This is a genomic window from Cupriavidus sp. 05N40 (genome assembly GCF_056397305.1).
Genome location: NZ_JBFTND010000147.1, coordinates 1 through 18,575, shown reverse-complemented (window position 1 = coordinate 18,575; position 18,575 = coordinate 1). Strand labels below are relative to the sequence as shown.

The window sequence follows — 18,575 nt, the reverse complement described above, 5'->3', positions numbered from 1 at the left end:
GGCGGCGATCAGGCRGCGTTCAGGCAGCGWTCAGGCGGCGATCAGTTCGCGCCTGGCAGGGGTTGCGGATGCGCCGGGACGCGCCGCGAGGGAAACGAAGCGGTTGGTGTTGCCGTCCAGCGTGTCGATCGCGCCGGTTTCGATGTCGTAGACCCAGCCGTGCAGGTTCAGGCGGCCTTGCTCCAGCGCKAGCGCCACGGACGGGTGSGTCTTGATGTTGGCSAGCTGGGCGATGACGTTCTCGCGCACTCGCGCTGCGTGAGCAGCTCCGGCACCACCCGGCTATCCGAGCAGGCGATGAACAGGGTGCTGGGGCTCTGGCTGGTGGCCAGGCGCTTGAAGAGGTCCGAGCGCTGGGGGAAGGCGTCGCGCTGGAACTTCAGTACGCCGTCGATGATTTCTTGCATGTCTTTCGCTCCATCGGTTGATCTGGTGTGGATCGGGATTCGATGGAGCAAGAATGGACCGGATCAGCCATAGGGTCCAAGACCGATTCATTATCCAAACCATAGGCAACACCAATAGCTAGAACTGCCGCGGCGGCGGTGCCTTGTGCTTCGCCGGCATGGCCGGGCGTGGCTACGGCAACCGGTGCCGGGTGAGATGGATAGTCATGAAATCGATACGCCACGCCATATCCAGGCCCATGTCCCGCTCCTAACATTGGGCCCATCAACGCAGGGATCCCGCACCGGTCCCGCGCAACCGGGCCCCGGATGGTCTTGCGGTTTGCGCGGTCGGGGCGGCTCCCCGGCACAGGCCATTCAAAGGGAACAGACATGAATACGATTCAGACCGATGTCGCTGTGATCGGCGCGGGTACCGCGGGCCTTGCCGCCTATCGTGCCGCCAGGGCCGCCAGGGCCGCCGGCAAGCGCGCCGTCATCATCGAGGGTGGCCCGTATGGCACCACCTGCGCGCGCGTTGGCTGCATGCCCTCCAAGTTACTGATTGCCGCCGCCGAGGCGGCCCACGAACTGCGCCACACGGCGGCGTTTGGCGTGCATGTCGACGGGCGCATCCGCATCGACGGGCGCGAGGTGATGGATCGGGTCAAGCGCGAGCGCGACCGCTTTGTCTCCTTTGTCGTGCGCGGCGTGGAGAATATCCCGGCCGAAGACCGCATCCGCGGATACGCAAGGTTCGTCGACAACACCGTGCTGCAGGTCGATGAGCACACCACCGTGCGGGCCAGCCGCGTCGTGATTGCCACTGGCTCCAGCCCGGCGGTGCCGGCGCCGCTGCATGTGTTCGGCGAGCGCCTGGTGGTCAACGATGACGTCTTTGCCTGGGACGACCTGCCGCGCAGCGTGGCGGTATTCGGGCCTGGCGTGATCGGGCTCGAGCTTGGCCAGGCACTGTCGCGGCTGGGCGTGCGGGTGCATGTATTCGGCGCGCGGGGCGGCGTGGGCGGATTGTCGGATCCGGCCATCAAGGCCTACGCGGCCCGGACCTTCCAGGACGAGTTCGCGCTGGATCCGGCCGCGCAAGTGACCGGCATGCGCCGCGATGGCGACGAAGCGGTGATCACCTTCATCGACCACGCGGGCCAGAGCGTGACGGAGCGCTTCGAGTATGTGCTGGYGGCAACCGGACGCCACCCCAATGTGCGTGGCCTTGGCCTGGAGAATACCGGGCTGGAACTGGACGCCGGCGGCGTGCCGAGGTTCGACCCGGCAACCCTGCAATGCGGCCACGCCCCGGTCTTTATCGCCGGCGATGCAAACGATATCCTGCCCCTGCTCCACGAAGCGGCCGACGAAGGCAAGGCTGCCGGCGAGAACGCGGCGAACTACCCCGCCATCAAGCCCGTGCCGCGCCGCGCGCCGATCGCCGTGGTGTTCTCCGATCCGCAGATCGCCATGGTCGGACAGCGTTACGCCGACCTGGAGCCGGGCACCTTTGTCAGCGGCGAGGTCAGCTTCGAGGACCAGGGCCGCAGCCGCGTCATGCTGAAGAACCGCGGGCTGATGCACGTCTATGCGGACCGGGCCAGCGGCCGCTTTCTAGGCGCGGAGTGGATTGGCCCCCGCGCCGAGAATATCGCGCACCTGCTGGCCTGGTCCTGCCAGCAGGGACTGAGCATCGACCAGATGCTGGCCATGCCGTTCTATCACCCAGTGGTGGAAGAAGGGCTGCGCACGGCGCTGCGGGACGCGGCGGCGAGGCTACAGCAGTAAGCCGCAGCCTCGCCGGCGGGCGCGCTATGCGGCAGCGCCCGGCCCGTTCTCCGACCAGATATCGCCGGACCGCAGGACGTGGCCGAAATGATGACGCCAGAGCCTGATGCCAAGCCCGCCGGACACATCCAGCGAGGACCCCACCGTGAGGTCTTCGAGCAGAGTGGGTTGCAGCCCGGCATCGAACAAGGCAAAGCCGGCCGCCAGCACGCAGGTTTCGGTCTGGATGCCGCAGACCAGCACCCGGTCGAGGTTCAGGCCTTGCAGATGCGCGATGGTGTCGGGCGAAGGCGCGTAGCCGTGCTTCACGAACACCTGGTCGGCCGCGACCAGGCTGTCGTCTGCCGGCGCCGGCGCCCATCCCAGCTGGCGCCGGAACGGAGTGACGGCTTCATCGTGGCGCTCGACGGTGGCAACGGTTGGCAGCCTGCCGACCAGCGCGGCGACCCGTTCCACCAGCCAGGGCGGCGGGGAGAAGCTCGGCTGGATATCGATGATCAGTAGTGCCTGACGCATGGGCTCCTTGTCTGTCATTGCGCATGTTTCGCCCGGATCATAGAACAGTCACCACGGGTTTCGATAGCCCCGGCCGGCTGATCGTGCCGGCGACCCCGCCCCGGTTAGCCGCGGGCTGAAGGGAAGCTGAGGGGGCCTTCCACGATCTATACTCCACAACGGGAACGGCGGCGGCTGCTCCTGTACCTGATGGAGCACAATCGATTGAAACCCCGGATCCGCCACTTGCGCACTTGCGCCGCTTGCGCCAATCATCCCGCTTGCGCCACCTCCGTCCGCGCCCGCCGTGCGCGCTGTCCTCGCCGCGCCGGACATCAGGCCATCGCCCGCCATGACAACGCCCGCTAACTCCAATGTTCACGTGATCCTGAGCAGCGAGGGTCACTGGACCGTCGCTGTCGAGGGTGTCGGGCGCGTGACAAGCTGCATATCGCGCGAAGCCGCGATCGAGGCCGGCACGGCACTCGCGCTCGAGCACCGCGTCGTCCTCTACGTGCACCTGCGCGATGGCCAGTTCGACTGGTGGAAGGATTTCGGCGACGGCGGAACGTCATCGTCGCTCAACTGAGCGCGGTCAGGYTGCCTCGCCTGCGGCGCGCCGGGCCGCCCCGCGGCCGGAGGCGGGCGCCGGCGCGGAGAAGAAACACGCGCCCGCACCGCCGAGGCGGCGCTGCCTATGCCTATTGCAACTCGATCTTCGCAATCGCGGCCAGCCGCTTCCAGCGTGCGATCTCTTCCTTCTGGTAGTCGCGCAGTTCCGCCGGTGTCGAGAGGATCAGCACGGTGGACTGCCGCTGGTAGTACTCCTTGACGTCGTCGGCTGCGCCGGCAGCGGCGAACAGTTCGCCCAGCCGTTGCGCGATGGGTGCCGGCGTCCTGGCCGATACCGCCGCCGCGACCCAGTTGTAGGCCAGGAAATCGGGCACGCCGGCCTCGGCGGCGCTCGGCACGCCCGGCAGCAACGGCGAGCGCTGGGGCGCGGTATAGGCCAGCGCGCGCACCTTGCCGCCCTTGACCAGCTCGATCGCCCCGCTGGCGTCCACCACGGCGAAATCCACGTTGGCGGCCATCACGCCGTTGATGGCGTCGCCGGCGCCCTTGTACGGCACCGCGGTGGTCTTCATGCGGCTTTGCTCGTTGAGCCATTCGCTGTACAGCGTGTACGAGACCGAGCCGGTGCCATAGTTGAGCGCGCCGGGCCGCTTGCGCGCGTCCTCCACCAGCGCCTTGAGCGTGTGGTACGGCGAGCTGGCGGGAACGATGATCAGGCACGGCCCGCGCGATAGCAGCGTGATGGGTGTGAAGTCGGTCAGCGGGTCGTAGGGCAGCTTGCGGAACGTGGCGGCGTTGGTGGACAGCGTGGAGTTGCTGCCGATGAACACCGTGTAGCCGTCGGCCGGCGCGCTCAGCAGCGTCTGCACGCCGATGAAGCCGTTGCCGCCCGGCTTGTTCTCCACCACCACGCCCTGCCCCGTCAGCTCGCCGATCTTCTTGGCGAACATGCGCGCGGTGGTGTCGGTGCCGCTGCCCGACGGGAACGGTACGATAAAGCGGATCGGCCGGCTGGGAAACGCCGGCTGCTGCGCCAGGACGACGCCGGGAATGGTCGCCAGGGCCGCGGCGGCAAGCGCGCCCTTGCCGGCAAGGCTGGCAAAACGGCGGCGCGAACAGGTGGTGGAGCGGGTCATGCGGTCTGTCTCCTTGGTGCTCCGCCCGGCAGTGGGTTCTCCCGGTGCGGATATGGCATTGATTCACAGCGCGGGGCGGCTGGCCCGCTAGCGCTTCAGGCCCAGCAGGTCACGCGCGATGACCCAGCGGTGCACTTCCGACGGCCCCTCGTAGATGCGCATCAGGCGCGTTTCGTTGGCCATCTGCTGCAGCGGCATTTCCTTGGTCATGCCCATCGCGCCGAAGGCTTGCATGGCGTGGTCGATCACGTCCCAGGCCATCTCGGTGGCGAACACCTTGATCATCGACACCTGGGTGCGCGCCTCGTCGCCGGCGTCGATGCGCGCGGCGGCCTCGTAGGTCATCAGACGGCAGGCATGGATGCGCGTGGCGGCATCGGCCACCCACCACTGGATGGCCTGGCGATCGGCCAGCGCAGCGCCGAAGGTGCGGCGCTGCGGCGCGTACTCGCACAACATGTCGAGGGCGCGCTGGGCGCGGCCGATGCACCAGGCCGCCATCTGCACGCGCCGGCTCGACAGCCGTGCCTGCATCGGCGCGAAGCCCTGGCCTTCCACGCCGAGCAGTTGCGTGCCAGGAATGCGGCAGTCTTCCAGCACCACCTCATAGGTGGAAGCACCGCCGATCATCGGGATGCGCCGCTCCACCTTGAAGCCGGGCGTGCCGCGGTCGACCAGGAAGGCGGAGATGCCTCCGCGCGCGCCGCGCGCCTTGTCGGTCACCGCCATCACGATGGTCCAGTCGGCGCGTGCGGCGCGGCTGATCCAGATCTTGCGGCCGTTGAGCACCCAGTCGTCGCCTTCGCGCTCGGCGCGGGTGGACATCATGGCCGGGTCGCCGCCCGCGCCCGGCTCGGAAATGGCGATGGCGGAGATGGTCTCGCCCCGCGCGTAGGGCTCCAGGTAGCGCGCGCGCTGGGCCTCGTCGGCGGCCTTGAGCAACATGCGCAAGTTGGGCGAATCGGGCGGCAGGTCATAGGGCGTGATGGTCTTGCCCAGTTCCTCGTTGACGCCGACCATGGCCACCACCGGCAGGTCGGCGCCGCCCATCTCGGCCGGCGCGTCCAGGCCCCACAGTCCCAGCTCGCGCGAAAGCCCGTCGAGCCGCGCCTGTTCCTGCGGCAGCAGCGCGAGCTGGCCGCCCTGCGCCTCGCGCGCCAGCACGCCCGCTTCCAGCGGAATCAGCTGCTCGCGCACGAAGCGCGCGACCAGGTCCTTGAGCATCTGGTGCTCTTCGTCCAGTGCGAAATTCATGCCTTGTCTCCTTGTCTTTTGTGCGCCTGCATTGCGGGCTGCATCAGGCCGCGTTCCTGCCGCCCGCCACCAGCGCGATCTCGTCCGGCCCCAGCCCGGCTTCGCGCAGGACTTCCTCGGTGTGCTCGCCCAGCCCGGGCGCATGGCGGCGCAGCGAYAGCGGCGTGGCGGAAAACCGCGTCGCCGGCCGCATCTCGCGCAGCGGGCCTTCGGTGGGATGTTCGGTCTGCTGGAACAGCCCCACCGCCGCGAGGTGCGGATGTTGCGGCAATTCGTCCGGCGTGCAGATCGGCGTGGCGGGAATGTCGAGCTCGCCGAACAACGCCATCCACTGCGCCGTGGTGCGCGTGGGCGTGATGTCTCCCAGGTGCTGGTACAGCGCGCGGATATTGGCATTGCGCTGGGCACGGCTGGCGATGTTGTATTTGTCCGCCAGGTCGTCGCGGCCCACCGCGTGGAAGAAGGCCTTCCAGTGGCGGTCGGTATAGGGCAGCGCGCAGATCCAGCCGTCGGCGGTCTGCGCCGGCCGGCGCCCGCCTTGCAGCAGGCGCGCGTAGCCGGCGGCACCGGTGGCCGGCTCGAAGGTGAGCCCGGCCAGGTGCTCGGCCATGACGAAGCTGGCCATGGTTTCGAGCATCGGCACTTCCACCGACTGGCCGCTGCCATGGCGCTCCCGGTGCAGCAGCGCGGCCAGCACGGCGTTGGCCAGGGCCAGCCCGGTGGTCTTGTCCGCGATCAGGCTCGGCACGTATTCCGGACGGCCACCCGCGGCCGAGCCCAGCGCCACCAGCCCGCAGGCGGCCTGGATGATGTCGTCGAAGGCTGGCTTGTCGCGATGCGGTCCGTCCTGGCCGAAGCCGGTGGCCACGCAGTAGACGATGCGCGGATTGAGCGCCGCCACCGCGGCATAGCCGAAGCCCAGCCGCTCGATGGCGGCCACGCGCATATTGTGGACCAGCACGTCGGCACCGGCGATCAGGCGGCGCAGCGCGGCCGCGCCCGCGGGCGTCTTCAGGTCCAGCACCACGGAGCGCTTGTTGCGGTTGAGCGCCAGGTAGATCGAGCTCATGCCGGCATGACGCGAGACGCCGTTGGCGCGCATCAGGTCGCCCTCCGGGCCTTCAACCTTGATCACGTCGGCACCCAGGTCGGCCAGCGCCTGCGTGGCCAGCGGGCCCAGCACGACCGAGGTCAGGTCGAGCACGCGGATGCCGTCCAGCGGGCCGGCCGAAGCCGGAGTTGGCTTGTGCATGTGGCCTCCCTCAGCGGCGCTGGAATACTGGCGCACGCCGCTCGGCCATGGCCGCCACGCCTTCGCGGAAGTCGTCGGTGGCGAACTGCACGCGCTGGATGGACAGCTCGCGCCGGTTGGCCTCGGCGATGCGGTCGGCCAGGCCGAGGCGCAGCGTCTCGCGCGTGCTTTCCACGGCCAGCGGGGCCGACGCCGCGATCTCGTGCGCCAGCGCCAGCGCGCGCGCGCGCACTTCGCCCTGTGCCACCAGTTCATCGGCCAGTCCGATGCGCACCGCCTCCTCGCCGCCGATGCGCCGGCCGGTATAGAACAGCAGCGCGGCCTGTTGTTCGCCCACCAGGCGCGGCAGCGTCACGCTCATGCCGAAGCCGGGATGAAAGCCCAGCCGGTTGAAGCTGGCGCTGAAGCGCGCCTGCGGGCAGGTCACGCGAAAATCCGCCACCAGCGCCAGGCCCAGCCCGGCGCCAATGGCTGCGCCCTCCACCGCCGCCACGATCGGCTTGCGGTTGCGGTAGAGCTTCATGGCCTGCGCGTAGAAGGCCGACGGATCGCGCGACACGCTGCCCTGGTCCGGCGCGCTGAAATCCGCGCCGGCGCAGAAGGCGCCGACACCGGACGACAGCACCACCGCGCGGCAGCTGTCGTCCTCGTCGAGCTGCAGCAGCATTTCGGCCAGCCGGCGCATGACATCGGCGTCGACGAAATTGTGGGGTGGGCGGGAGATCTCGATCTGCGCGACGTGCTGGTCGCGGGACAGATGGATTTTCGGCTGGGATGCCAAGGTCATGGCGAAGGCTCCGGGTGGATGATGGAGAACGGGGAAAGGCCGCGCCGCCGCTTGCCGGCGCCGCACCACTAGCCGACAGTATTCGCCGATGCCGTCGGCGGCGCTACACTACAATTTCGGATACCGAAATTACTGGCGGCTCGCAAGGTGCGCCAATCCACTCGCATGCCCGCTGCCACCTCGACCCGCCAGATCACGCACAGCACCGGCCGTTTCACCCGCCAGACCGAAGGCAGCCAGTCGCTCGAGCGCGGCCTGACGCTGCTGCGTGCCTTTCGCGTCGGCTCCTCCAGCCTGACCAACGCCGACCTGGCCGCCCGTACGGGCCTGCCGCGTCCTACCGTGAGCCGGCTCACGCGCTCGCTGGTCGATGCCGGATTCCTGCACTACGACACCACCGAGCGTGCCTACCGGCTGGCGGCCGTGGTGCTGAGCCTGGCCGATGCGTTCCGCCATGCCACCGTGGTGGCGGATATCGCCCTGCCGCTGATGCGCAAGATCGCCGAGGCGGAGAAGGTCAACGTGGGGCTGGCGGTCGGCGACCAGACTGCGATGGTCTACCTGGCATCGGTACGCCACAGCCGCGACAGCGTGTCGCGCACGCGGCGCGTGGCGCCTGGCACGCGCGTGCCGATGGAGCTGACGGCGATCGGCCTGGCCTATCTGGCCGCGCTGCCCGCCGGCGTGCGCGAAGACCTGGTTGGCAAGATCGCCGAGAAGGCCGGCGAGCAATGGCCAGGTTTGCGCAGGGAGGTGAGGCGGGGCATCGCGCAGGCACAGGCGCTGGGCTATTGCAGCGCCAACTACCAGCCCGGTCACCTGACCGCCGTGGGCGCGGCCTTCCGCGGGCCGGACCATCAATGGTACGGACTCAATATCAGCTTTCCGCACAAGGCCAGCGAGAAGCCGCGCGATGTCGAACGCTACGCGCCGCTGCTGCTCGGCCTGATCGCGCAGATTGTGGCGGCCTGCGGAGATGGCGCGGCCGCGTGAATGCAGCCCGGCAGGGCTCAGGCGCCGGCGTGCGGCGGCTTAAGCAGCGGCATCGGCATCAGCAGCGGCATCGGCGGCGGCAACGTTCGCCGGCTCCGGCGGGCGGTTGCGTCGTTCGGCATGGGGTTCCGGGCATCGCACAGGCGCGGTGTCCGGGCGCGGCCAACGCGGCCAACATCACGGCCCGGTGATCGGCAGGTGCCAACGGATGCGTGCTTGCGCCGCGTCGCACGCAACGGCACGCGGCTCCGTGCCGGATGGCGCTTGCATCACCATCCCTGCCCTCGCCGCCACGGCGACGGCGACGAAAATTGCATTTTTCGCAAATATCATATTCATTAGCTAGGGAAGCCAGAACGGATGAATAAACACAGGCCCCCGCTTCGCGGGCCGCCAGCATTGCCTTGCCGGGACCGGTGCGGTGCGCCGTCGCGCGCCTTTGCGCAAAGCCCGGACCTGCGGGGAGGGACCATGATCACCATCGCGCTGAAAGCTGCACCGCGCCGCGACTGCGAGGCGTTGTTCAGCAGCGGCCAGGTCAACCCCACCCGCGTTGCCCCGCTGCCAGCGCGCTCCAGGTCGCTGGTGCTGCCAGGCGATCGGCGCGATTGCGCGTAGCCGGCCAGACGCCCATGCCCCGCAACTACTCGGAACTCGAGATCGTCATCGGTACGGATAGCGATGGCAGGTACGAGGTGGAAGCGCGGCATCGCGTGCCGGAGGGCGACGCCATCACGCCGCGCGTGCCGCTGGCGCTGGCGCCGGACGCGCCTGCGCTGCGCGATGCCGATCCGCAGGTTTGCGGGCGCGCCCTCGCAGCCAGCCTGTTCGCCGACCCGGTGGTGCGCGACGCCTTCGTGGCCGCGCAAGCCGCGGCGGACGAGCGCCGCCTGGACCTGCGCGTGCGACTGCGTATCAGCGTGGAGGCGCGCGAGCTGCACGCGCTGCCCTGGGAAACCCTGTTCGACCCCGCCGGCGAGCACGCACTCTTCATCGCGCAGCGCTGCTTCTTCTCGCGCTATCTGTTCGCGCGCGAGATGCGCCTGCCCAAGCTGCGCGCCAAGAACGACGTGACGGCCGTGGTGGTGGTGGCCAATCCGAGCGGACTCGGCCCGGAACTGACGCCGATCGACGCGCCGGGCGAGGCCGCGCGGGCCGCCGCCGCGCTGGCTCCGGTGCCGGTCACGGTTCTCGCCGAACCCGGGCAGGCGTCGGTGGAGCGCTTGCTGAGCGCGCTGCGCGACGGCGTGGACGTGCTCTATCTCGTCTGCCACGGGGCGCTGGTGGACGGCGAGCCCATGTTGTGGCTCGAACGCATCGATGGCTCGCGCGACCTGGTGCCCGGCAGCGTGCTGGTCAACCGCATCGGCACCCTGGACCGCCCGCCCGGCCTGGTTGTGCTGTGCTCCTGCCAGAGCGCCGGCGCGGGCGCCGCGCGCGGCGGCAGTACACTGATGGCGCTGGGCCCGCTGCTGGCGCAGGCCGGAGTGCCGGCGGTGCTGGCCATGCAGGGCAATGTGGGCATGGCCACCATGAGTGCCTTCATGCCGGTGTTCTTCGGCGAGCTGCGCGATCACGGCGAGGTGGACCGCGCGGCCGGCGTGGCGCGCGCGGCGGTCAGCCAGTTCCCTGACTGGTGGATGCCGGCGGTGTTCACGCGGCTCGACAGCGGCCGCATCTTCTACCCGCCGGGCTTCGGTCCAGACGAAGGTGACGGCACCGATGCCTGGCACGCCGTCATCGAGAATATCCAGCATGGCGAGACCACGCCCATACTCGGCCCGGCGATGAGCGAGACGGTGTTCGGCTCGCGCCTGCAGCTGGCGCAGATGTGGGCCGAGGCCTATCACTTCCCCATGGCGGCGCACGAGCGCGATGAACTGCCGCAGGTGGCGCAATACCTGGCGGTGTCCCAGCAAGGCGTGTTTCCGCGCCGGTTGTTCTACAAGTTCGCCTACCAGCACCTGTGCCAGCAGTACCGCGACATCCTTCCGCCGGCGCTCTGCGCGCTGCGCAACGAAGACATCATCGCCCAGCTCGGCGACGTGGTCTGCGCGGTGGGACGCGCGCAGCGCCAGCAGGATGGCAATAACCCGTACCGCGCCATGGCCCGGCTCAAGCTGCCGGTCTACCTGACGACGGACCCCAGCGACCTGCTGGCCGACGCCCTGCGCGAAGGCGGCGCCGATCCCGGCATCCGGCTGTGCCGCTGGAACCGCCAGGCCGAAGCCTGCGACGACACGCTGGCCGAAGGCCGCAAGCGCGCCAATCCCAGCGCGCAGGCGCCGATGGTGCTCAAGCTGTTCGGCGATCTGCGCGAGCCCGGCTCGCTGGTGCTCACCGAGGACCAGTACTTCGACTACCTCACCAGCGTCTCGGTCAACCGCAATGCGATACCGCTTTCCGTGCGCGCACGGCTCAACGACAGCGCGCTGCTGTTCGTCGGCTTCGACGTGCAGTCGTGGGAATTCCGCATCCTGTTCCGCAGCATCCTCAACCTGGAGGGCGCGGATCTGCGCCAGGAGTACCAGCACCTGTCCGCCCAGCTCGACCCCAACAGCATCGTCGACCCGGTCAGCGCGCGGCGCTACCTGGAGCGCTACTTCCAGGACAAGGCGCGCCTGAAGCTGTACTGGGGCGACGTGGGCATGTTCACCACCGAACTGTTGCGGCGCCTGGAAGGATGAGATGGCAGCCAATCCCGCTCCCGCCAACGCCGCACCCGAGACCCCCGAGCCACGCGCCAGCGCGCGCGGGCCCTATATCGGGCCGATGCCGCTGGGCGAGACCGACCCGATCTTCGGCCGCGACGCGGAGATCGGGGAACTGCGCGACCGCCTCATCGCCGACCGCGTCGTCCTGCTGTATTCGCCCTCCGGCGCGGGCAAGAGCTCGCTGATCGAGGCCGGGCTGCGCCCGCGCCTGGCGGACCGCTTCGACGTGCTGCCGACCGCGCGCGTGAGCGTGCCGTACGAGGGCGAGAACCGCTACGTCACCAGCGTGCTGCACTGCTGGGCCGCGCGCAGCGAACTCAGGCCGCGCCCGGACGATACGCTGCTGTCCTGCCTGGCGCGCCTGGAAGACCAGAGCACGGGCGGCCGCACGCGGCGGCTGCTGATCGTGCTCGACCAGTTCGAGGAGATCTTCACGCTCGACAGTACCGACACCGGCGCGAAGCAGGCCTTCTTCGCGCAACTGGGCGAACTGCTGGGCCGCAGCGGCAGCCCGGTCTGGGCCCTGGTGGCGATGCGGGAGGAGTATTTTTCGTGGCTGGACGCCTACCGCGACCTGGTACCGACGCGCCTCACGAACACCATGCGCATCGACTTGCTGTCGAGGGAGCAGGCGCTGGAAGCCCTGCGCGGCCCGGCTATGGCGGCCGGCGTGGACTTCCGCGAAGACGCCGCGCGCCGGCTCGTGAAGGACCTCGCCCAGGTGCGCACGCGCGACGCCGCCGGCCAGGTCAGCCTGCGCGAGGGGCGCTTCGTCGAGCCCGTGCAGTTGCAGGTGGTTGCCCTGAGCCTGTGGCAGGCGTGCTTCGGGCCGGACGGGCCGCCCGCGGGCGGGGGCACCATCACGCTCGAGCAGGTGCAGCAGCTCGATACCAGCGCGGCGCTCGCCTCCTACTGCAATATGACGCTGGACGCGGCCAGCGGCACGCGGCTGCGCCAGCGCGTGGTGCGCGACTGGATCGAAAACAGCCTGATCACCGCCAACAATATGCGTGCCCAGGCAACGCTCGATGCAGGCTTGCGCAACTCCCCCACCGCGGCCGAGCTCGACATCCTGCAGCAATATCACCTGGTGCGCGCACAGAGCCGCCAGGACGCACAATGGCTCGAACTGGCGCACGACCGGCTGATCGAGCCGGTCCGCGCCAGCAATGCGCAGTGGCGCACCCAGTACCTGCCGCACTGGAAGCAGCTGGCGCGGGCGTGGGCGCTGTCGGGCGAGAACCCGGGCGTGTTCGGCAAGCTCACCTCCACCGAGGAACTCGACGACACCCTGCTCGAAGCGGAAGACCGGCACAGCGAAGCAGAGAACCGCTTCCTGGCCGCCTACCAGCGCCATCGCGCCGAGTGCGAGCGCGCCCGGCGCTGGCACATCTTCGGCTACTCGCTGGCGGGCGCCACGCTGCTGTTCCTCATCGTGGTGGTGGTGCTGGCGTGGCAGTTGCGCACGACCAAGCAGGACCTCGCCATGCAGAACGCCTTGTTCTCCCTGCTCAGCTCGCGACCGGCGCCGGACGCCGCGCTGCTGGCCGCGGTCGAAGGCACGCGCGGCCAACACAGCCATAAGCGTCCGGAAGCCTTCGATTTCCGGCGCTCGCTGGTCGGCACGATGAACCGCGCCCGCCATATCGAGACCTACCTCGCGCGCGCGGACCAGCAGATGCTGGCGGTGCAGGCCGATGCCGGCTATCGGGTCAGCGCGCGCCTGGGCGGTGGCCACTGGATCGTGGATATCACCGGGCTCGGTCCCGGCGGGCATACCGTGCGGCTCGACGAGACCGCGCTGCGCAACCAGCATCCCGAGGGCGTGCGCGTGGTCGCGCTGACGGGGGCCGGCACGCTGGCCACCGGCGGGCAGGACGGCAGCGTGGCGCTGTGGAATATCGCCCAGCCGGCACGCGCGACGGTACTGTCGCTGCCGGCGGGGGCCAGGCGCGAAGGCGGATGGGGTCCGGTCTCCGCGCTGTCCGGCGACGGCCAGCGGCTGGTGGCGGGCTACGACCGCGGCCGCATTGCGGTGTGGGATCTCACCAAGGCCGGGGACACCTGGCGCAGCCCGATTGCAAGCGGGCGCGCGCACGCGCTGCGCGTCACCGACGTTGCGCTGTTCGGCCAGGGCCGGCAGCTTGCCACGGCGGGGCGCGATGGCAAGGCCAGGCTGTGGCGCCTGCCGGATGATGCGCAGGCAGCGCCGGCGGTGCTGGGCACACCCGAGCAGGAGCTGGCCGCGCCGGCCGACAACACCGACTGGTTCGCCGGCTACCACAGCATCGCCGTCAGTCCGGACGGCAGCCTTGCCGTGGCCGGCACGCGCGGCGGCCGCATCAGCGTGTGGCGCACCGCCGATGGCACGCTGTGGCCGCGTGCGCTGCTGGGCCACGACGACGCCGTGGTGCAGCTGGTGTTTACCGACGACGGGCAATTGCTCTCGGGCGGCTGGGACGGCCGCGTGATCCGCTGGCGGCTCGAACCTGAGCGCATGCAATTCACGCGCAACGAGCTGCTCGACCTGCCAAGCCAGATCACCGGACTCGCGCTGGCGGGCAAGGACCAGCGCCTCCTGGCATCGACCGATCAAGGCGAACTGCTGCAGATGCGCTTCGACGCGCCGCGGCACCCGATGGCTACCATCGTTTCGCGCGGGCAGGACAGCGCGCCCCCGCTGCTGCTGGCGCTGGCCGGCATCGCCCCGCCTCTGGTTGCCGCGACCGAGAACGGCAAGCTCGTCCTGCTCCAGACCGAGGCGGGCAAGCCGGCCAGCAGGCGGCCCGTCGCCCTGCCGGCCGCCCCCGTGCGGGCGCTGGACTGGGCACGCGGCGCGCGGCGTCTTGCGGTGGCCGATGACAACGGCCAGATCTGGCTGCTCGCGGCCGACGGCAGCGGCAAGGCCATCCTGCCCGGCGTCATGGCCGGTGCCGGCGCCCGCCTGACACTCAGCGAGGACGGCCGCCTGCTGGCAATCCGCTCTGGCGAACCGGCCGAGGACCGTCGCCTCGAACTCTGGCGCCTGGCGCCCGATGCCGGCGCGGCCGCGCCGGCAGGATCTGGCTCTACCGCCACCCCAGCCGCGCCATCGACCGCCGCCGACGCCGCCACCTGCCGCATCCCGCTGCCCGATCCGCTCGTGCACGCCGCCTATGCCACCTTCAGGCCGGGAACGGCCGAGCTGGCCGTGGCCGAGGACGACAAGATCAGCCTGTGGCGGATCGGCCCACCCGGCGCCGATTGCCTGGATACCAAAGCGATCCTGGTCCAGCGCTTCGAGGCGTTGCCGCGCGGCCAGATCACCAGCCTTGCCTTCGACGCGCGCGGCGCCACGCTGGTGGCCGGCAACTATCTCGGCAAGGTGTACCGGCTGGCGCTGCCCAAGGCTGCCGCGGCCTTGCCGCCGCCGGCGCAGGCCGCACCCATCATCCTCAAGCAGGATGCGGCAGGCGTCATTACCGCGCTGGCCGTGCCCGACGCGCCGTTTGTCGTCGCCGGGGACGACCACGGCAATCTCTTCCTGCTCGATCGCGAGACCGACCGGCCGCTGCCCATCCCGCAGACACTGTATCGCGACCAGCGGCAACCGATCGCCGCGCTCTCCGTGAGCGATGACGGGCGCTGGCTATACGCCGCGGGGACCGCGCTGGCGGCGATCTGGGACCTGGACATGGAGCAATGGCGCAGGCAAGCCTGCGCCATTGCCGGCGGCGGCTTTACCGCCAGACAGAAAGCGGATTTCTTCCCGGGCGATACACCGCAGCCAAGCGCATGCGAGCCGCGCTGAGCGCGCCGGGCACCACGGACTGGCCGGCGCATCGACAAAGATCCGCCGGCCAGGTTCTCAGACGAGGGATTTCTCATGCCAATCCAGGACATTGCCGGCAGCAGCGCCACCTACGCCCTGCTGGCGCTCGACGAGGCAGGCAACGAACGCAGCGACGACCCCGACGGCACCGGCGGATACCTGTCCGCGCGGCTGCTGGAACAATGGCAGGCCGCACCGCCTACCGATGTCTTTTTCTGGAGCCACGGCTGGCAGGGCGACCTGCCAGCGGCGCGCGCGCAGTACGACCGCTGGATCGGCGCTTTCTCGCGCAGTGTCGGCGACGAGCAGGAAATGCGCGCGCGGCATCCGGGCCTGGCCGTTGCCCACATCGGCCTGCACTGGCCCAGCCTGCCCTGGGGGGACGAGGAGATGGGCGACGGTGCCAGCTTTGCGCCGCAGGCTGGCGGCGGCCCGCAGGCAATGATCGACACCTATGCGCAGCGCCTCGGCGATACCCCGGCCGTGCGCGCCGCGCTCGCCGCCATCTTCGAAGCCGCACGCACCCAGGCCGATGCCGCCAGCCTGCCGCAGGACGCGCGCCAGGCCTACCGGCAGCTCGACCAGGCGCTTGCGCTCGGCAGCGCGGGCGTGGGCGGTGACGCCGGCTCCGACCGGCTGCCCTTCGATCCCGATGCCGCCTTCGCCGAAGCCAGCCAGCTCGGCGCCGCCTTCGGCGGTAGCGGCTTGCTGGGCGGGATCCTGGCGCCACTGCGCCAGCTGTCCTTCTGGAGCATGAAAAAACGGGGGCAGACCGTCGGCGAGCAAGGCGTGCATGCCCTGCTGAACCGCATCGAGGACGCGCTTCCGGGCGCGCGCATGCACCTGATGGGCCACAGCTTCGGCGCCGTCGTCATGTCCGCCACGCTGGGCGGCCCAGGCGGGACCGCGGCGCTGCGCCGCCCGGTGGCTTCGTGCGTGCTGGTGCAGGGCGCGATGTCGCTCTGGGCCTATGCGCCGGACATCCCGGTACGGCCAGGCACGGCTGGCTACTGCCGCCACCTGCTGGAAGATGGCAAGGTCAGCGGCCCGCTGGTGGTCACCCGCTCCCGGCATGACAGCGCGGTCGGCACCTTCTATCCGTGGGCCGCGGGCGTGGCCGGCCAGGTTGCCTTCGATCCGGCGCAGGCCTATCCCACCTTCGGGGCGATCGGCGCCTTCGGCATCCAGGGCGTGGATGGCAGCGCGGACGCGGCCATGATGCCTTACGACGGGCGCTACGACATGGCGCGCGGCAAGGTGCTCAACATCGAAGCCAGCGAATTCATCTGCCACAAGAGCGGGGTCTCGGGCGCGCACAACGATATCGACGGCCCCGAGGTGGCCCACCTGATCTGGCAGGCCGCACTGACCGGAGCGGCATCATGAGCCCGGCACCGGAACCGACGCCGGCCGGCGGCGGCGACTCCATGCCGCTCCCGCTCGGCATCCAGGCTGACACCGGGCGGCCGCTGGCGGAACTCGATGCGCAGGGCATCGAGGCCTTCGCCGCGCACGAGCAGGCCGGCCGCCGCGCGCCAGAACGGGCCGCGGAGAAGGCCCGGCAGGCCGACACCTATGCCGTCCTGGGCGACATCGACGGCGACAAGCTGGGCGAGGCCGGCTGGGGCCTGCTATTCCCCTCCGACGTCGATCCCGCGCCTTACCTGGATGCGCTGGCGCCTCTGATCGCCTGGCGGCGGCGCGAGGCGGGCGATATCACGGTGTTCCAGGGCGCCGACGGCTGCCTGCCGGGCGAGACCGCCGCGACCTGGCTGGCACGGCACAAGGTCTCGCTCAACGTGGTCGATCCCGCGCTGGGCGTGCCCTATTACCTCGTCCTGATCGGCCCCCCCGGCAAGATCTCGTTTGCCTTCCAGTACACGCTCGACCTCTACTGGGCGGTCGGCCGGCTGGACTTTCAGGAGATGGCGGATTTCCGCAGTTATGCGGACAGCGTCGTTGCCTATGAAACCGCCGCCAGCGTGGCGGCTCGCCGCAGCATCGCGCTGTTCGCCACCTGCCACGACTTCGACCGCGCCACCCAGCTGCTCACGCGGCAACTGGCCACACCGCTCGGCCAGGGCACCGCGCAGGCCAAGCCCTTGGGCGAACGCCAGGGCTTCTCGATGCAGGCGTTGCTGGGCGAAGCCGCCAGCAAAGCCGCCCTCACCGACGTCCTGCGCGGCAAAAGCCCCGGTGGCCAGCCTGCCCTGCTCTTCACCGGCTCCCATGGCATGGCCTTGCGCGCCGACGACGCGCGCCTCGCCGACACCCAGGGTGCCCTGGTCTGCCAGGACTGGCCCGGCTACGGCAAGATCGGTCCCGAGCACTGGTTCGCCGCGCAGGACGTCCCCGACGACGCGCAGTGTCACGGGCTTATCCAGTTCTGTTTTGCCTGTTTTGGCGCAGGATGCCCGGAATTCGACAATTTTAGCGGCATCTCCGCAGGCAGCGCGGGTGTTCCTGCCCGCCTCGCACCCGCCCCTTTCACCGCGCGCCTGCCGCAGCGCCTGCTCGCGCATCGCCATGGCGGCGCCCTCGCCGTGCTCGGGCATGTCGACCGGGCATGGGCCTACGGCTTCCAGTCCGAGCGTGCCGATCCGCAGACGCAGGGATTCCGCGATGTGGTCGGCAGCCTGTTGCGTGGCGAGCGTGTTGGGCAGGCCACCGATCGCTTCAATATCCGCTGGGCCGCGCTGAGCACGGAGCTGGCCGACCTGCTGCGCGACCGCTGCGCGGGGGCCGCGGTACCGGATACCGATATCGCGCTGCGATGGGTGGCGCGCGATGACGCGCGCAATTATGTGGTGCTGGGAGATCCGGCCGTGCGGCTGAGGGTACGGGATATGGCCGCGACCGGCGCACCGACGGGCTAGACGGGCATTTCGGGACCGCAACACCGCCGCCGCGGACCGGTTGCTGCAAATTGGTCGCTATAAATCAGCCGCCCCAAAAGCAAAACCCCCCAGTACTTGCGTACTGGGGGGGTTCAAGGGAGAGCCTGGCGATTACCTACTTTCACACGGGTAATCCGCACTATCATCGGCGTGGAGTCGTTTCACGGTCCTGTTCGGGATGGGAAGGGGTGGTTCCAACTCGCTATGGTCACCAGGCATAAACGGTGTGCCGYGCTGGSGTTGAGCCAGCACAGCAAATAGGGATGTAGTCAGGTTGCGAGGTATCGGCCGAGCTTTGCTAGCGGCACGCGATACGTCATACCAGGAGAAACACACTGGTTATAGGATCAAGCCTTACGGGCAATTAGTACTGGTTAGCTTAACGCATTACTGCGCTTCCACACCCAGCCTATCAACGTCCTGGTCTCGAACGACCCTTCAAGGAGGCAACGTCCTGGTCTCGAACGACCCTTCAAGGAGGTC

Annotated in this window: 13 protein-coding genes, 2 rRNA genes and 1 pseudogene; 8 read left to right on the top strand and 8 right to left on the bottom strand. The window is 69.6% G+C overall.

Annotation, left to right across the window (positions count from 1 at the left end; genetic code table 11):
- Positions 1-30: 30 nt before the first annotated feature.
- Positions 31-407 (bottom strand): annotated as a pseudogene (locus AC1DO7_RS28090) (carbonic anhydrase).
- A 372-nt stretch (positions 408-779) separates the two neighbouring features.
- On the opposite strand from AC1DO7_RS28090, the gene AC1DO7_RS28085 reads away from it, so the two are divergent.
- Complete coding sequence (locus tag AC1DO7_RS28085) at positions 780-2,180, top strand: dihydrolipoyl dehydrogenase (protein WP_477116814.1); 1,401 nt, start codon at positions 780-782, stop codon at positions 2,178-2,180.
- 24 nt (positions 2,181-2,204) lie between these two features.
- Here the strand turns inward: AC1DO7_RS28085 and AC1DO7_RS28080 are convergent, their stop codons facing one another.
- Positions 2,205-2,696 (bottom strand): cysteine hydrolase family protein, encoded by a 492-nt coding sequence (locus tag AC1DO7_RS28080; RefSeq protein ID WP_441612746.1) that lies wholly within the window; start codon positions 2,694-2,696, stop codon positions 2,205-2,207.
- Between the two features lie 331 nt (positions 2,697-3,027).
- On the opposite strand from AC1DO7_RS28080, the gene AC1DO7_RS28075 reads away from it, so the two are divergent.
- Entirely contained in the window at positions 3,028-3,264 is a 237-nt protein-coding gene (locus tag AC1DO7_RS28075; RefSeq protein ID WP_441612745.1) for a DUF2188 domain-containing protein, read from the top strand.
- Between the two features lie 112 nt (positions 3,265-3,376).
- Here the strand turns inward: AC1DO7_RS28075 and AC1DO7_RS28070 are convergent, their stop codons facing one another.
- The 4 genes from AC1DO7_RS28070 to AC1DO7_RS28055 form a co-directional block, all read right to left on the bottom strand.
- Positions 3,377-4,384 (bottom strand): Bug family tripartite tricarboxylate transporter substrate binding protein, encoded by a 1,008-nt coding sequence (locus tag AC1DO7_RS28070; RefSeq protein WP_441612744.1) that lies wholly within the window; start codon positions 4,382-4,384, stop codon positions 3,377-3,379.
- Between the two features lie 87 nt (positions 4,385-4,471).
- The gene (locus tag AC1DO7_RS28065; RefSeq protein ID WP_441612743.1) at positions 4,472-5,638 is read right to left on the bottom strand and encodes an acyl-CoA dehydrogenase family protein; all 1,167 of its coding nucleotides are present in this window, start codon (positions 5,636-5,638) and stop codon (positions 4,472-4,474) included.
- Positions 5,639-5,681: 43 nt separating this feature from the next.
- Positions 5,682-6,890, bottom strand: coding sequence for a CaiB/BaiF CoA transferase family protein (locus tag AC1DO7_RS28060; RefSeq protein WP_441612742.1), 1,209 nt, complete (start codon positions 6,888-6,890; stop codon positions 5,682-5,684).
- Positions 6,891-6,900: 10 nt separating this feature from the next.
- Positions 6,901-7,677 carry an enoyl-CoA hydratase/isomerase family protein gene (locus AC1DO7_RS28055; protein ID WP_441612741.1) on the bottom strand — a complete coding sequence of 259 codons (777 nt, stop codon included), beginning with the start codon at positions 7,675-7,677 and terminating at the stop codon, positions 6,901-6,903.
- Positions 7,678-7,842: 165 nt separating this feature from the next.
- On the opposite strand from AC1DO7_RS28055, the gene AC1DO7_RS28050 reads away from it, so the two are divergent.
- The 6 genes from AC1DO7_RS28050 (at position 7,843) to AC1DO7_RS28025 (ending at position 18,071) form a co-directional block, all read left to right on the top strand.
- Positions 7,843-8,670 (top strand): IclR family transcriptional regulator, encoded by an 828-nt coding sequence (locus AC1DO7_RS28050; RefSeq protein ID WP_441612740.1) that lies wholly within the window; start codon positions 7,843-7,845, stop codon positions 8,668-8,670.
- A 471-nt stretch (positions 8,671-9,141) separates the two neighbouring features.
- Positions 9,142-9,288 (top strand): hypothetical protein, encoded by a 147-nt coding sequence (locus AC1DO7_RS28045; protein WP_441612739.1) that lies wholly within the window; start codon positions 9,142-9,144, stop codon positions 9,286-9,288.
- Positions 9,289-9,302: 14 nt separating this feature from the next.
- Positions 9,303-11,357: a CHAT domain-containing protein gene (locus AC1DO7_RS28040; protein WP_441612738.1), complete on the top strand. Its 2,055-nt coding sequence runs from the start codon at positions 9,303-9,305 to the stop codon at positions 11,355-11,357.
- Between the two features lies 1 nt (position 11,358).
- Positions 11,359-15,174: a WD40 repeat domain-containing protein gene (locus tag AC1DO7_RS28035; protein WP_441612737.1), complete on the top strand. Its 3,816-nt coding sequence runs from the start codon at positions 11,359-11,361 to the stop codon at positions 15,172-15,174.
- Between the two features lie 75 nt (positions 15,175-15,249).
- A complete protein-coding gene (locus AC1DO7_RS28030) occupies positions 15,250-16,581 on the top strand; it encodes a hypothetical protein (protein ID WP_441612736.1) in 1,332 nt (443 codons plus the stop codon).
- Positions 16,578-18,071 carry a C25 family cysteine peptidase gene (locus tag AC1DO7_RS28025; RefSeq protein WP_441612735.1) on the top strand — a complete coding sequence of 498 codons (1,494 nt, stop codon included), beginning with the start codon at positions 16,578-16,580 and terminating at the stop codon, positions 18,069-18,071. Before AC1DO7_RS28030 ends, AC1DO7_RS28025 begins: the two co-directional genes overlap by 4 nt.
- Positions 18,072-18,194: 123 nt before the next feature.
- On the opposite strand, the gene rrf is transcribed toward AC1DO7_RS28025, so the two are convergent.
- Together rrf and AC1DO7_RS28015 are read right to left on the bottom strand one after the other, a co-directional pair.
- A 5S ribosomal RNA gene (rrf, locus tag AC1DO7_RS28020) occupies positions 18,195-18,308 on the bottom strand.
- A gap of 127 nt (positions 18,309-18,435) precedes the next feature.
- A 23S ribosomal RNA gene (locus tag AC1DO7_RS28015) occupies positions 18,436-18,575 on the bottom strand; the annotation flags it as partial.

Coding starts and splice junctions, on each gene's coding strand:
- AC1DO7_RS28080 (WP_441612746.1), bottom strand. CDS start 2,696: ATGCGTCAGGCACTACTGATCATCGATATCCAGCCGAGCTTCTCCCCG.
- AC1DO7_RS28075 (WP_441612745.1), top strand. CDS start 3,028: ATGACAACGCCCGCTAACTCCAATGTTCACGTGATCCTGAGCAGCGAG.
- AC1DO7_RS28070 (WP_441612744.1), bottom strand. CDS start 4,384: ATGACCCGCTCCACCACCTGTTCGCGCCGCCGTTTTGCCAGCCTTGCC.
- AC1DO7_RS28065 (WP_441612743.1), bottom strand. CDS start 5,638: ATGAATTTCGCACTGGACGAAGAGCACCAGATGCTCAAGGACCTGGTC.
- AC1DO7_RS28055 (WP_441612741.1), bottom strand. CDS start 7,677: ATGACCTTGGCATCCCAGCCGAAAATCCATCTGTCCCGCGACCAGCAC.
- AC1DO7_RS28050 (WP_441612740.1), top strand. CDS start 7,843: ATGCCCGCTGCCACCTCGACCCGCCAGATCACGCACAGCACCGGCCGT.
- AC1DO7_RS28045 (WP_441612739.1), top strand. CDS start 9,142: ATGATCACCATCGCGCTGAAAGCTGCACCGCGCCGCGACTGCGAGGCG.
- AC1DO7_RS28040 (WP_441612738.1), top strand. CDS start 9,303: ATGCCCCGCAACTACTCGGAACTCGAGATCGTCATCGGTACGGATAGC.
- AC1DO7_RS28035 (WP_441612737.1), top strand. CDS start 11,359: ATGGCAGCCAATCCCGCTCCCGCCAACGCCGCACCCGAGACCCCCGAG.
- AC1DO7_RS28030 (WP_441612736.1), top strand. CDS start 15,250: ATGCCAATCCAGGACATTGCCGGCAGCAGCGCCACCTACGCCCTGCTG.
- AC1DO7_RS28025 (WP_441612735.1), top strand. CDS start 16,578: ATGAGCCCGGCACCGGAACCGACGCCGGCCGGCGGCGGCGACTCCATG.